This is a genomic window from Hyphomonas sp. BRH_c22 (genome assembly GCF_000961795.1).
Taxonomy (GTDB): domain Bacteria; phylum Pseudomonadota; class Alphaproteobacteria; order Caulobacterales; family Hyphomonadaceae; genus Hyphomonas.
Genome location: NZ_LADU01000021.1, coordinates 36836 through 51200, shown reverse-complemented (window position 1 = coordinate 51200; position 14365 = coordinate 36836). Strand labels below are relative to the sequence as shown.

The window sequence follows — 14365 nt, the reverse complement described above, 5'->3', positions numbered from 1 at the left end:
GAGCGCTACGGCCCTTACACCACGGTGTACAATCGCTTCAACAGATGGGCGAAGGCAGGCGTCTGGCTCAATGTTTTCAATGCCTTGGCGGAGCGATCTCCCGAATCTATGGCCTTCATCGACAGTTCGATCATCCGGGCCCACCAGCACGCCGCAGGCGGAAAAAAGGGGGCCCGGATAACGCCATCGGTCTCTCTCGTGGGGGACTGAGCACCAAGATCCATGCCGTGGTTGATGAGGCGGGCCTGCCGATCCGCCTGTCCCTGACGGCCGGTCAAGCCTCCGACAAGGCCGCCGCGCCTGCCCTTGTCGAGAGCCTGAAGACGGCCGCCCATGTCGTGGCTGATCGCGGGTATGATGCGCTCTCGCTGGTCGAGCAGATACGATCACGCGGGGCCGAGGCGCATATCCCCACCCAGCGCAACCGCAAGGCCCAGCGCTCCGTCAACAGAGCCATCTACAGCCAGCGCAATCTGGTCGAGCGATACTTCAACAAACTCAAGCATTTCAGGCGCATCGCAACCCGATTCGACAAACTCGCCAGAAACTACCTCGCCGCCGTCGCTATCGCTTCTGTCAGACTCTGGACACGCGCTTATGAGTCCACAACCTAGACGGCCGCGGCATCCCGCGCATCGACTTCGGCCTGCACATCCATGAACCGGCGCGTGAACTGGGTCACCCGCGGCACAATCTCCGTCCGGAAACGGGCGCCATTGAACACGCCATAATGGCCGACACCGGGCTGGATATAGTCCGCCTTCATGTCATCGGGAATGTTCACACAAAGATCGTGGGCCGCCTGCGTCTGGCCGATACCGGAAATATCGTCCTTCTCGCCCTCAACGGTCATCAGCGCGACGTCGCGAACGGCTTGCGGTTTCACCAGGCGCGTCCCGCGATACATGTAGATGCCGCGCGCAAGATGATGTTCCTGGAAAACGCGCTGGATGGTCTGCAGGTAGAACTCTTCCGTCAGGTCCAGCACTGACAGGTATTCATCATAGAATTCGCGGTGCTTTCCGGCATTGTCGCCGTCGCCTTCGATGAGGTGGTTGAAGAATTTCCACTGCGCATCGACATGGCGTCCCCAGTTCATGTTCATGAACGAGGCGAGTTGCACAAACCCCGGATAGACACGGCGCAACACGCCGGGATACGGCGCAGGCACAGTATGGATCATGTTCTCTTCGAACCAGCCGAATGACCGCTCCTCGGCCAGTTCGTTCGGCACGGTCGGGCTGCGGCGCGCATCAATGGGAGACCCCATGAACGTCATAGATGCCGGCCGCGCGGGATCATCATCCTCCGCCATCATTGAAATGGCCGCCAGGACCGGCGGACCCGGCTGGCAGACGCCCAGCACATGCGCGCCGCCGCCAATATGGGTCAGCATATCGCGGATATGATCAATATAGTCGTCGAGGTCGAACCGGCCGAGCCAGACCGGCGCCATGCGCGCATCCGACCAGTCGGTGATATAAACATCATGAGTCGGCAGGAAAGCTTCGACCGTCCCGCGCAGCAGCGATGCATAGTGCCCGGACAGGGGCGCGACAATCAGCATGCGCGGCAGAGGGGTTGATCCCGGCTTGCGCACGGCGGCCAGCTGGTCCGCATCCTTCCTGAAGTGCAGCAGGTTGCACCAGGGCGAGCGCCACGCGACAATCGGCGTCACATCCACGGCCGCGCTGTTCACGCGCACCGTGTCGATGCGCCATTCCGGCTTGCCATAGTAACGCGTTGAACTCTCGAAGACGTCAGCGAAGGCGGCGAGCGATTTGCCATATTCGGTCTGGCGCATCGGGTTCAGCGGAGAGAGAAGCGCGGCCCGGCCCGCCTTTGCGGCCAGTCGCATCGGCGCCATCGCCACGCGGTTCATTTCGACAAGTGAGTAAAGCATTGCGTTACAAACCTTTCATGCTGCATTGCAACATAAGTACAAGAATCCCCACTGGCAAACGGATTCACCAGACGGGCGTCCGACCGATTGCGCGCCCGAAGGATTGAATTTGTATGAAATTTTCAAATCCGACTGCCCGGACAGTTAAGAACCGGGTGCTTTATGTCAGGCTCCAGGGAGGACGAAGCCATGTTCCTGAAGTGCGCACCCAATCCTCACCGCGCCGGTCGCATGACCCGCGCCGTATTCATTGAAGACGTTCCCGGCCAGCGATTCGCGATTGACGCAGAGGAATTGCACAAGCGGCCCGAATTGCTGAATGCGTTCGGCACCAACATGTACGTCCGCTTCCGCGTCCTCGATGCTGTCGCCTATCTCATCTGCCTTCTCGGCGCGCTGGCATCCCTGGCCTTTATCTGGTGGGCCTTCCTGCCCGGCCTTGCCATCTGCGTGCTGATGCTGGCCACCAACCGGAAAACGGCAGGCGAAATCGCCCGAAAGGCCGCCAAGCGGTCAGTCGATGACTTCCGGGCCCTTCATGAAATGGGCTGTCTCTGGCTGGTCTACGCCTAGATACCGATCAGGCCGAGAATACCCGCGATCACGGCAATCAGCATGAACATCAGTGACAGGCTGACCGACACGGCCCGCTGATCCTTGCGGCTTGTCCGCACGCCTTTCGGGTTCTTGCCCTCTTTCGGTGCCAGCATCAGGCGCGTCGAGAAAAACCCGAACGCGGCCAGACCCGCCGTCACCGCCGCCGCCCAGCTCGTCGCCAGCATGAACAACGCCGTTGCCGCCAGCATGATGGCCGCAATCGGCGTCGCCGTCTGGTGCAGCAATTCGCGCACATGCCGGTCGGCCCGGCTGCCATCGAGCTTGTCGAAGCTGCAATTGGGCGAGGCAATCGTCACCACCCAGCCGGCACCGATGGCCATCGCGCTGGCCGCGACGCCCAGTCCGCCTGCATATTGCTGAATTTCTGTAATCATGGGCTCAGAATGAAGGATTCGGGCTGGAACGGGAAGCGATTTCATCCTGAGCCTGCCGCCTGCTGGAGCGTCACCCTGCCCGGCAAGTGAAACGTCAGCCGACACTCAGGGCGAGGACCCGGCTGATCGCCGCGCGTGGCAGGCCGCTCTCATGATGCCAGGTGTTGAACGCATCCTGCACCCTGGCGAGGTCGCGCTTGCTGGTCGCAGCCGGCGTGTCCAGCACGCCTTCGCGCACCAGCGCGGCACACACGTCCCCCGATGTGATCCAGCCATCCCAGCCGCAAAAGCGCAGGAAATACTGCCCGGTCGCCCCGCCCAGCCGCGATCCGCGCCTGTTGAGCTCTGCCATCAGGCCGACCTGATCGCCAGCGGGCCATGTTGCCAGGAACCTGCCGAACCCGCCTTCTTCCTGCTCGATCCGCGCCACCATTTTCGCATTGTCGAGCGTTGCCTTGATCTTTTGCCCATTGCGCACGATGCGCGCGTCGGACACGAGATCGGCCATCATCTCGTCGCCCAGGAAGGCCAGCCGGGCCGGATCGAAACCGAGGAAAGCAGCTTCAAACCCGTCCCATTTCGCATCGATGACTTTCCAGTTGAACCCGGCATTGAACACGCACCTTGTCATCACTGACAGCAACCGGTCAGCAGGCACCCTGGACATATCCGCCTGGGCATGCCCGTTCGCCGCCAGTTTCAATACCGCAGCCTGTCCGCCGTGATGCCCGGCGGCAAGGTGCAGGATCGGAACGAGCGGGCGCAATGCGTGATCTCCTAGCCGAGGGCGGTCTCATAGACCTTGGCATAATCGTCCGCCGTCATTTCCCTTGGATTGCCGGAATGGGCGAGGTCTTCCAGCGCGAAGGCAACGATGCCCGGCCCGTCCGCTGCCGTCAGGCCGATGTCGGACAATGTCTTCGGAATGCCGATTGCGTCGTTCAGGTCCTGGATGGCATCGCCGAGGTCGGCACTCGGTTTCAGCCCCATGGCCTGGCGCAGGCGGACATATTTCGCGTCCGCAGCCCCTTCATGGAACCGCAGGATATGCGGCAGGAAGATCGCGTTCAGCGTGCCATGGTGCAGCTTCTTCTCGTGCAGGCGGCCCGCCGCATGGCTGAGGGCATGCACGCCGCCAAGCCCCTTCACGAAGGCCAGCGCGCCTTCATAGCTCGCCATCATCATGTGCCAGCGCGCCTCTGGATCGGACCCATCCTTCACCGCGCGCTCCAGCCAGCCCTCACCCAGCGCGCGCACGATGCCGTCATAGCCGATGCCTTCCGCAGGCGGGTTTACGCTCGGCGTCAGCACAGCCTCGATACAGTGCGTCACCGCATCCATGCCCGTCGCCGCCGTCAGGAATGACGGCAGTCCGATGGTCAGCTCCGGGTCGCAGATCGCCGTGAGCGGGATCAGGTTGGGCGAGGCGAAGGTTTCCTTGCGGCCGTTTTCCATTGTCGTGATCATGCCGATAGACACTTCCGACCCCGTCCCGGCGGTCGTCGGAATTGCGATCAGAGGCGGGATCTTGCCGATCTTCTTCGCGCCGCCAATGATCGCGGCATAGTTTTCCAGCGGCTCGTCATGCGACGCCATCAGGCCGATCGCCTTTGCATGGTCCATCGACGACCCGCCGCCGACGGCGATGATGCCATCCGCGCCGCAATCCTTGTAGGCCTGCGTCGCGATCTTGGCCTGCTTCTCCGTCGGATTGGCGACGGTCTCCGCGAAGATGCCGGCGGGCGCACTGCCCAATGCGTCCACCACCTTGTCCAGTATGCCGGCCGCCTTGATGCCAGGATCCGTCACGATGAACGCCCGCTTGATACCGAGCTTCTGCGCGGTCACTTCCAGCCGCTCCAGCGCGCCGGAGTCAAAGATACAAGTCGTGAGGAAATTGATGACGGGCATGAGCGCTATCCTGTAATGGCCGTTTCCGGCATGGGTCCGGCAATCATGTTCCGCGCTTGTGCAGGCAAGTTCAAGCCTGCCCCATGGGGAAGGAGCCGGACATCACGCCGCACCGGGCGGTGACGCAAGTCTGGATTTCGGATGAATTAATCATGCTCCGACAAGACAGTTTCGTCCGCAATCGGGATTATTACCTATCCGGGCGCACATGCCGCGCGGTGCGGAGCCGCGCGTCAAAACGGGCAATTACGTTCGTAAAATCAATTGCCTACATCCCACACATCAATCAAGCATTGCGGGGTACAGACAAATGAAAAACCTATTCCTTAGCGCCCTTTTGGCCAGCGCAGCCTGGGCCGTCACCGGCGCGGCGGCTCATGCCGAAGACAATCCATGGATGTTGCGTGCGCGCGTGCTCGGTGTCATGCCGGACGAGAGCGGCACACTCAAGGCCGGTGGCGCCACGCTGCCAGGAGACGTCGATATTGCCGACCAGTATGTGCCGGAATTCGACATCACCTATTTCTTCACAAAGAACATCGCCGCCGAGCTGATCCTTGCGGTCACGCCGCATGATGTGAAGGCTGTGAATGTCACCGTTCCCGGCGCATTGACGGACGCCACGGTTGACCTCGGCGATGTCTGGCTGCTGCCGCCCACACTCACAGTGCAATACCACTTCACCGATATGGGCCAGTTCAAGCCCTATGTCGGCGCAGGCGTGAACGCGACATTCTTCTTCAACGAGGATGAGGGCTCCGTGGCCGACGGGATCAGCTATGATTCCAGCTTCGGCCCTGCCCTGCAGGCCGGCTTTGATTATGACCTTGACGGCGAACCGGGCGGCTGGGCGTTCAATGCCGACGTCAAGAAAATCTGGATCAACACCGATGTGACGGTCAATTTCACCACGGCCCTTGGTGCGACGGTGAACGCAGACGTCGATATCGACCCGGTCGTTTTCGGTGTCGGCCTCGGATACAAATTCTGAGTTTCTGCAGGCGGTCTGCCTCCCGATGGACCGCAACTGCAAACTCGAACCGCGCCTTTCATGGCGCGGTTTTTTTATGCATTGAAAACATTGCGCAAGCTCATCGGCGCTGTAGAGATTACGGCCATGAGCATTCTTTCCGTGAAAGACCTGACGGTCGACTTCGATACGCCTGACGGTGTCGTTAACGCCGTGCGCGGCATCAGCTTCGATGTTGCGGAAGGCGAATGCCTCGGGATTGTTGGCGAAAGCGGCTCCGGAAAGAGCCAGACGGCGCTCGCGGCGCTCGGACTGCTCGCCGGCAACGGCACGGCATCCGGCCATATCGACTTTGCCGGCACCGATATGCTCACCGCGCCCATCGAGACGCTTCGCAGGATACGCGGCGCCCAGATGTCGATGATCTTCCAGGATCCGCTCACCAGCCTGACCCCGCACATGACGGTCGGCGCGCAGATGCGGGAAGTTCTCGCCCTGCACAAGAACCTCAGAGGTGAGGCCGCCGACAAGCGCTGTGTCGAATGGCTGGAGAACGTGCGCATCCCGGAAGCTGCCCGCCGCATGGACCAGTTCCCGCATGAACTCTCCGGCGGCATGCGCCAGCGCGTGATGATCGCCATCGCCATGCTGTGCGGGCCGCGCCTGCTGCTGGCGGACGAGCCCACCACTGCGCTCGATGTGACGGTTCAGGCGCAGGTTCTCGACCTGATGAACGATCTCAAGCGTGACACCGGCACCGGTATTGCGCTGATCACCCACGACATGGGCGTCGTCGCCCGCATGTGCGACCGCGTCATCGTGATGCGGTATGGCGAGATCGTCGAACGCGGCAGCGTCGATGACATCTTCTACAATCCCCGGCACGATTATACGAAGATGCTGCTCGAGGCGGTGCCGCGCATCGACCAGCCAGACCGGCGTGGCCGCCCGACGCTGGGCCCGGCCCCCGATGCATCGGTCAAGCCGGTGCTTGAGGTCGACGACATGAAGATCCACTTCCCGATCCGGGTCAAAGGCGGCCTGTTTGGCAAGATAAAACCCCTGAAAGCGGTCAATGGCGTCTCCTTCGACCTGCGCCCCGGCGAAACGCTCGGCATCGTCGGCGAGTCCGGTTGCGGCAAGTCAACTCTGGCCCGCGGCGTCCTGCGCCTCATCCCGCCAACTGATGGCACCATCGCCTGGCTCGGCAAGGACATCACCAGGGCCGGAAAGTCAGAGATGGATGCCCTGCGCGACGATCTCCAGATCGTGTTTCAGGATCCGCTCGCCAGCCTCGACCCGCGCATGACTGTCGGCGCCTCGATTGCCGAGCCGCTTCAGGTCCATGAACCGCGCCTCAGCCGCGCAGAGCGGGACGAACGCGTGCAGGCCATCATGCCCCGGGTCGGCCTCGACCCCGCCCTCATCAACCGTTACCCGCACGAATTGTCGGGCGGCCAGAACCAGCGCGTCGGCATTGCCCGCGCAATGATCCTGAAGCCGAAACTCGTGATCTGCGACGAGGCGGTCTCTGCGCTCGACGTGTCGGTCCAGGCCCAGGTGGTCGACCTGTTGATCGAACTCCAGAAGGAATTCGGCCTTGCCATGATCTTCATCAGCCATGACCTCTCGGTCGTGCGCGAGATCAGCCACCGCGTCATGGTGCTTTATCTCGGCCGCGTCGTCGAACTGGCCGGCCGCACGGCCATCTACGAAGACGCCCGCCATCCCTACACCCGCGCCCTGATCGCCGCCGTGCCTGCCGCCGACCCGAAACTCGAACGCACCCGCGAACGGATCAAGCTCACCGGCGACCTGCCGAGCCCGCTGGACAGCCGCGCACCGCTCCGCTTCCTGAAGTCGAAGCGCGTCGGCGACCCTGACGCCGAGCAATACCAGCCGCAACTGGTTGAAATCGCGCCGGGTCATCTTGTTGCCGAACATGACGCCGTCCTGGGCTCAGACGGGCTCCATATCAGCTGACTTCACCACGTTCAGGCTCCGCCACGCCCGGCCCACATCCTTGCCTCGCTCCCTCATACGCCTGACACACCCCACCTTGCCCTTGCAGGGCTGCGCGAATAGGGTGCGCCCGACTTCATCCGGGACCTCCAGAATGCCTGATACACTGACCTCCGCCTTGCCCGTGACGCTGTCTGATATCGAAGCCGCTGCCCGCGTGCTTGATGGCCAGATCGTGCGCACCCCGATGCATCATTCGCGGACGCTTTCTGCCATTACCGGTGCAGACGTGTGGGTGAAGTTCGAGAACCTCCAGTTCACGGCGGCCTTCAAGGAGCGCGGCGCGCTCAACCGTCTCTCCCACCTGAGTGAGGCGCAGAAACAGGCTGGCGTCATCGCGGCTTCGGCCGGCAACCATTCGCAGGGCGTCGCCTACCACGCCCGCCGTCTCGGCATCCCCGCAACCATCGTCATGCCCCGCACCACTCCCTTCAGCAAGGTGGAGCAAACCCGCAGCCATGGCGCGACCATCGTGCTCCACGGCCTGAGCTTCGACGAGGCCAAGGTCGAAGCCTACAATATCTGCCAGCGCGAAGGCCTGACCTTCATCCACCCCTTCGACGACCCGCATGTCATCGCGGGCCAGGGCACGATCGCCCTTGAAATGCTGGCGGAAAATCCGGATCTCGATACCCTGGTCATCCCGATTGGCGGCGGCGGCCTGATCGCCGGCATGGCCATCGCAGCCAAGGGCATCAACCCGGACATCCGCATTGTCGGCGTTGAAGCCTCCATGTATCCGGCCATGCTTTGCGAGCTTGAAGGCCGTGAAGTGAAGGTGGGCGGCGCAACCATTGCTGAAGGCATTGCCGTGCGCGATGTCGGCCGCCTTCCGCTCCGCATCGCCCGGGAACTCGTGGACGAAGTCCTGCTGGTCGAGGAGGAGCATCTCGAACAGGCAATCACGCTCTATGTGAATGTCGAGAAGACCGTGGCCGAAGGCGCCGGCGCCGCCGGGCTGGCCGCCCTGCTCGCCCATCCCGGCAAGTTCAAGGGCCGCAAGATTGGCCTTGTTCTCTGCGGCGGCAATATCGACACGCGCCTTCTGGCGTCAGTTCTGACCCGCGCCCTGGTGCGCGAGAAACGCCTCGCCTCGATCCGCATCGTCGGGGATGACCGGCCCGGGCTCCTCGCCCTCGTTTCGAAGATCATCGGCGACAATGGCGCCAATATCATGGAAGTCGCGCATAACCGGCTGGCGCTGGACGTGCCTGCCAAGGGCGCAGAATTCGACATCCTGATCGAGACACGCGACGCCAATCATACGCAGGATGTCATCGACGCCCTGACGGCCGAAGGTTACCCGCCGCGCGCCCTGTAGCCGCAGGATGACTTGCGGGGAAAAGCGCCCTAGAACCCCCGCGAACCCAGAATTCAGACGGAGCAAGACCCAAGATGATCCGCACACTCGCTGCAGCCTGCGCTGCATTCTTCATGATCGCTGCCTGCAGCCAGACCAAGGACTTTTCCGACGTGAACGCGCCATTCGAACAATACCTGCCCTGGGATGCCGCCGGCAAGAATGTGAAATCCGCCGAAGGCGGCCTGCAATATGTCGTGCTGAATGAAGGCGCGAAAGGCGGCAAGTCGCCGACCGCGACCGACCTGGTGAGCGTCAATTACGATGGTCGCACGGCGGCGGGCGAAAAGTTCGACAGCTCCTTCGATCGCGGCGAGCCTGTCTCCTTCAAGCTGAACCAGGTCATTCCCGGCTGGACCCAGGGCCTCCAGCTGATGAGCGAAGGCGATGATTATCTCTTCTACATCCCGACCGCACTCGCCTATGGCGACCGTCCGCGTCCCGGCAGCGTCATCAAGCCGGGCGACGATCTCGTTTTCCGTGTCCAGCTGCTCGAAGTGATGGAACCCAAAGTCTCCGACACAGCTGCATGGGCAGAATACACGCCGTGGAACTCGGAGCGGCCCGAGGTGAAGAAAACCGGCTCCGGGCTTGAATACGTCGTGCTGGCCAGCGGCGATCCATCGGGCCCGTCACCTGAGAATGGTGAAATGGTCTCGGTCCATTATGAAGGCCGCCTCGCTGAAACCGGCGACCTTTTCGACAGCTCGTTTGAGCGCGGAGAGCCAGCTGTATTCCCGTCGAACCAGCTGATCCAGGGATGGGTCGAAGCGCTCGAAATGATGCGCCCCGGCGACCGCTGGATGCTCTACATTCCGTCCGATCTCGGCTATGGCGCAACCGGCACGCCCGGTGGTCCCATCCCGCCGAATGCCCCGCTCGTGTTCGAAGTCGAAATGATGGACGTGATGAAGCGCGGCTAGGCGCAGGCCCAACCGGGGGAAATGGAATGACCATCACAGCTGACACGCTTGCCCGGATCGCCCTCCAGGCTGGCGCCGTGATCATGGATATCTACGAAAGCAATTTTGACGTCGACCAGAAGGGCGATGCCTCTCCGGTAACCGCAGCAGACCAGAAAGCCGAAGCGCTCATTCTGGCTGCTCTGGCAGAAGCTGATCCGAGCCTGATGGTGATTGCCGAAGAGGAGGCCAGTGAAGGCCGCGTGCCCGAACACGGGCATCGCTTCGCGCTCGTGGACCCGCTCGACGGCACCCGCGAATTCGTCAGCCGCAACGGCGAATTCACGGTCAATATCGCGATCATCGAACATGGCCGGCCAGTCATGGGCGTGGTCTATGCGCCGGCCAGGAATCGCCTCTTCGTCGCCGAGAGCCACAATTCAGGCTGGCAGGCCGAAGCCGCTCCGGGCGCCGACGTACCGACAGAACGCACACCGCTGCGCATCCGTGCTTGCCCGGCAGCGGGCGTCACGGCCATCGCCTCAAAATCCCATCGCACCCCGGAAACCGATCTCTGGCTGGACAAGCACAAGGTGCGCGAAACGCTGAGCGCGGGCTCCTCATTGAAATTCTGCCTCATCGCGGCGGGCGAAGCCGACCTCTACCCCCGCATGGGCCGCACGATGGAATGGGACACGGCAGCCGGCCAGGCCGTCGTCGAAGCTGCAGGTGGCCGCGTCCTGACTGAAGACGGCACGCCGCTTCTCTATGGCAAACGCGAGCGCGGCTACGATAATCCGCACTTCATCGTGTATGGCGACGTCACGCCCTGCTGAATCTGTCGCTTTCTCTCGATTAAATGTGACAAATCTGCCAAGGAATGAGCCGGGAGACGAGGCGTATGGCACGGCATTATTTCGGAACCGACGGCATTCGTGGCCGCGTGAACCAGCAGCCCATGACGACCGAAAGCACATTGCGGCTGGCGATTGCGGCGGCCCGCACCTTCGCGCCAGACGGTGAAGGCACGGTCATCATCGGCCGCGACACGCGCCGCTCCGGCGAGATGATCGAAGCCGCGCTTGTGGCCGGCCTGACCAGCATGGGCCTGACGCCTCTGCTCGCCGGAATCGTGCCCACGCCCGCCGTCGCCATGACCACCCGCACGTCGAAGGCCCGCTTCGGGCTCATGGTGTCCGCCTCGCACAACAAATACGAAGACAATGGCATCAAACTGTTCAGCCCTGATGGCCTGAAGTTTGACGATCCGACCGAGGAAGCACTCGAAGCCGCGATGGCCACGGCTCTCGAAGGCACCTATGCCGATCCGGGCAGTATCGCCGCGCCGCAACGCCTGACGGGCGTCGGCGACGACTATGTCCGCAGCTGCCTCGCCACAGTGAGCGCGGGCAGCCGGATACGCGGCATGAAGATCGTGCTCGACTGCGCCCATGGCGCAGGATTCCAGGTGGCGCCCGAAGCACTGCTGGATTGCGGGGCAGACCTGACCGTCATCGGCGCCGCTCCTGACGGGATCAACATCAATGCCGGATTCGGATCGACCGATACGTCCGCGCTGAAAGCGGCCGTTCGCGAGCACCGCGCCGATATCGGGCTCGCCCTTGATGGCGATGCCGACCGGGTCATCGTGGTTGACGAAACCGGTAGCGAAATCGACGGCGACCAGGTCATGGCCCTGATCGCGCGGGAACTGCACGCCAAGGGACGCCTGAAGGGCGGCGGCATGGTGTCCACCGTCATGTCCAACATGGGGCTTGACCAGTATCTCCAGACGCTCGGCCTGACACTGGCCCGCACACGGGTCGGTGACCGCTATGTCGGTGAACACATGCGCGCGCATGGATTCAACTTTGGCGGCGAACCTTCCGGCCACATCATTCTGTCAGACGTTTCAACGACCGGGGACGGATTGCTTGCCGGGCTGCACGTTTTGTCCGTACTCGCAGAAAGCGGGCAGCCAATGTCCGCGCTCGGACGCGTGTTTGATCCTGCGCCACAGGAACTGGTCAACATTCGCTACACGGGCATAAACCCGATGGACAGCGGCCGCGTGAAAGCGGCCATCGGGGAAGCCGAAGCGCTGATGGGCGCGCGCGGCCGCATGGTCGTGCGCAAATCGGGCACCGAACCCCTGATCCGCGTCATGGCCGAAGCCCTCGAGGCAAATCTCATGGCAGAGGCGCTCCAGATCGTCGTCGACGCCGTCAACAGCGAAACCTGAAGCCGCTTTCCGTAGCGGAGACAAGGAATTTTGCCTGAACTGCCCCCACGTCACAGGGTGTTTTCAGGCTCTCAACACGCCCTCACCGCTGGCCAACGGAGCCAATTCAAATACACTGGAGGAAACCTCAAAAAATTCTGACCGGGAGAACGCAGCCATGGCCGAAGGGCAAACCTTGCCGCAATTTCGCCTGTTGCCGATGAAGGCACCAGACATCCAGATGACGCGCAAAGACAGTGGCGCCATCTATCTTACACCGCGCCAGGCGCCCGGTAATCGCCCCCAGACCGTGCCGCATTGTCTTGACCAGCGCGCCGGCGAACACCCGGACCGCCCCTTCCTGCGGGAACGCGATCTGGTCTCGGGAGAGTGGCAGACCCTGACCTATGGCGAAGCCAAGGCGATCACTGACAGCCTCGCCCAGGCCTTCCTCGATCTTGGCGCAGGCCCCGACGCGCCGGTGATGATCCTGTCAGCCAACTCCACCCGCGCCGCCATGGTCATACTCGCGGCCCAGAAAATTGGCGCGCCGGCCGCCCCGATTTCGGTGCCATACTCCCTGATGTCCTCCGACTTCGAGAAGTTGAGACATTGCTTTGGCGCCGTAAAGCCCGCCATCATTTTTGCCGAGCATTACAAATCGTTCCGCAGCGCGATTGCCGCGCTCGGCAATACAGACTGCAAGGTAATCTCCGCTGATCCGGGCGGCGACAACACGGTTCGTCAATATGACGACCTTGCCGCCACCGTGCCCACTGAAGATGTCGCGAAGGCCATGGCCAGCCTTAACGATGACTCCATCGGCAAATACCTGTTCACCTCCGGCTCGACCGGCCTGCCCAAGCCCGTGCCCACCACGCAAGGCGCAATGTGTTCGATGATCAGCGGCCAGGAAGGCCTGCGCGACGATTCGCGTGACCCTGAACACGATCCGGACCAGGTCCACAACGTGCTCGACTGGCTGCCCTGGAACCACATTTCCGGGTCGAACGTGAATTTCAATGGCGCCATCTGGAACGGGGCCACATTCTGGATCGACGACGGCAAACCCACTCCGGCCCTCTTCCAGCGCACGATTGACAATATCCGCGACTGCTCGCCGTCCTCATTCGGCACGGCGCCCATCGCGCTCGCCATGCTGGCCGACGCCATGGAAGCAGACGACACGCTGCTCGAAGCCTTCTTCAAGAATATGCGCTCCATCGGATATGGCGGTGCAACGCTATCGGACGATCTCTATGACCGGCTGCAGGCGCTTGCCATCAAGGCGACCGGGCGGCGCATTCCCATCATCACCATGTACGGCGCCACCGAAACCCAGGGCATCACCGTCGTTCACTGGGAAGCCGAGCGCGTCGGCCTCATTGGCCTGCCCCTTCCGGGCATGACCCTGAAACTCGTTCCCAACGGGGCGAAGCTCGAAGTGCGCGTCAAGGGCCCCTCCGTCATGCCCGGTTATCTCGACAGCCCGGAAAAGAATGCAGAAGTGTTCGATGAAGAAGGCTATTACTGCCTTGGCGACGCGGTCACATTCGTCGATGAAGACCATCCGGAAAAAGGCCTCATCTTTGACGGCCGCGTTGGCGAGGACTTCAAGCTGTCGTCCGGAACATGGGTCAGCGTCGGCACCCTGCGGCCTGACTTTGTTGCCGCCTGCTCGCCGCTCATCTTCGATGCCGTGATTGCAGGCCAGGACAAGAATTTCGCGTCTGCCATGGTCTGGCCGTCTCAGGCCGTGCTCGAGCAATACTTCAAGGCGGCAGACGGCGATCAGGCTAAGGGTCTCAAGGCATTCACGGATGATGTCGCCAACAGGGCGAAAGCCTTCAATGCCGGCGAGCCCGGTTCTTCACGCCGCATCAAGCGCCTCCTCGTGCTCACCGAGCCGCCGTCGATTGATGCCGGCGAGATCACCGACAAGGGCTATGTGAACCAGCGCCTCGTGATCGACCGCCGCGCCGGTCTGGTGGCGGGTATCTATGCCGACCCACCGGCCGAAGGGGTCGTCCAGCTTTAGTCCGCCTGCGTTTTAAAACCTTGTCAGGAATTGTTCGGTAGACTGT

13 protein-coding genes and 1 pseudogene are annotated in these 14365 nt (G+C 62.3%); 10 read left to right on the top strand and 4 right to left on the bottom strand.

Translation table 11 applies throughout. From position 1 onward, the window contains the following. Positions 1 to 210, top strand: a pseudogene (locus VR74_RS20440) (IS5/IS1182 family transposase); the annotation flags it as partial. Further along, positions 186 to 614, top strand: a complete 429-nt coding sequence (locus VR74_RS03340) for an IS5 family transposase (protein ID WP_299949483.1) — start codon at positions 186 to 188, stop codon at positions 612 to 614. The pseudogene VR74_RS20440 and the gene VR74_RS03340, both read left to right, overlap by 25 nt. Here the strand turns inward: VR74_RS03340 and phaZ are convergent. Further along, positions 611 to 1903 carry a polyhydroxyalkanoate depolymerase gene (gene phaZ, locus VR74_RS03335; RefSeq protein WP_045694402.1) on the bottom strand — a complete coding sequence of 431 codons (1293 nt, stop codon included), beginning with the start codon at positions 1901 to 1903 and terminating at the stop codon, positions 611 to 613. The genes VR74_RS03340 and phaZ overlap by 4 nt on opposite strands. Positions 1904 to 2092: 189 nt before the next feature. Between phaZ and VR74_RS03330 the strand changes: the two genes are divergently transcribed. Continuing rightward, complete coding sequence (locus tag VR74_RS03330) at positions 2093 to 2476, top strand: hypothetical protein (protein WP_045694401.1); 384 nt, start codon at positions 2093 to 2095, stop codon at positions 2474 to 2476. Here VR74_RS03330 and VR74_RS03325 read toward each other — a convergent pair. The 3 genes from VR74_RS03325 to VR74_RS03315 form a co-directional block, all read right to left on the bottom strand. Next, positions 2473 to 2895 carry a hypothetical protein gene (locus VR74_RS03325; RefSeq protein WP_045694399.1) on the bottom strand — a complete coding sequence of 141 codons (423 nt, stop codon included), beginning with the start codon at positions 2893 to 2895 and terminating at the stop codon, positions 2473 to 2475. The two genes, VR74_RS03330 and VR74_RS03325, sit on opposite strands and share 4 nt — an antisense overlap. A gap of 94 nt (positions 2896 to 2989) precedes the next feature. Then, positions 2990 to 3661, bottom strand: a complete 672-nt coding sequence (locus tag VR74_RS03320; protein ID WP_299949481.1) for a DNA-3-methyladenine glycosylase I — start codon at positions 3659 to 3661, stop codon at positions 2990 to 2992. 11 nt (positions 3662 to 3672) lie between these two features. Then, positions 3673 to 4806, bottom strand: coding sequence for an iron-containing alcohol dehydrogenase (locus VR74_RS03315; RefSeq protein ID WP_045694397.1), 1134 nt, complete (start codon positions 4804 to 4806; stop codon positions 3673 to 3675). Positions 4807 to 5116: 310 nt separating this feature from the next. Between VR74_RS03315 and VR74_RS03310 the strand changes: the two genes are divergently transcribed. The 7 genes from VR74_RS03310 (at position 5117) to VR74_RS03280 (ending at position 14319) form a co-directional block, all read left to right on the top strand. After that, positions 5117 to 5797: an OmpW family outer membrane protein gene (locus VR74_RS03310; protein WP_045694395.1), complete on the top strand. Its 681-nt coding sequence runs from the start codon at positions 5117 to 5119 to the stop codon at positions 5795 to 5797. A gap of 126 nt (positions 5798 to 5923) precedes the next feature. Continuing rightward, entirely contained in the window at positions 5924 to 7759 is a 1836-nt protein-coding gene (locus tag VR74_RS03305; RefSeq protein ID WP_045694421.1) for an ABC transporter ATP-binding protein, read from the top strand. Positions 7760 to 7916: 157 nt separating this feature from the next. Further along, on the top strand, positions 7917 to 9119 hold the full coding sequence (locus VR74_RS03300) for a threonine ammonia-lyase (RefSeq protein WP_045694419.1): 1203 nt from the start codon (positions 7917 to 7919) through the stop codon (positions 9117 to 9119). Positions 9120 to 9193: 74 nt separating this feature from the next. After that, positions 9194 to 10081 carry an FKBP-type peptidyl-prolyl cis-trans isomerase gene (locus tag VR74_RS03295; RefSeq protein WP_299949477.1) on the top strand — a complete coding sequence of 296 codons (888 nt, stop codon included), beginning with the start codon at positions 9194 to 9196 and terminating at the stop codon, positions 10079 to 10081. Positions 10082 to 10107: 26 nt separating this feature from the next. Next, positions 10108 to 10896, top strand: coding sequence for a 3'(2'),5'-bisphosphate nucleotidase CysQ (cysQ, locus tag VR74_RS03290; protein ID WP_045694393.1), 789 nt, complete (start codon positions 10108 to 10110; stop codon positions 10894 to 10896). Between the two features lie 44 nt (positions 10897 to 10940). Further along, the gene (gene glmM / locus VR74_RS03285; protein ID WP_045694392.1) at positions 10941 to 12302 is read left to right on the top strand and encodes a phosphoglucosamine mutase; all 1362 of its coding nucleotides are present in this window, start codon (positions 10941 to 10943) and stop codon (positions 12300 to 12302) included. Between the two features lie 157 nt (positions 12303 to 12459). Next, positions 12460 to 14319, top strand: coding sequence for an AMP-binding protein (locus VR74_RS03280; protein ID WP_045694390.1), 1860 nt, complete (start codon positions 12460 to 12462; stop codon positions 14317 to 14319). Positions 14320 to 14365 lie beyond the last annotated feature (46 nt).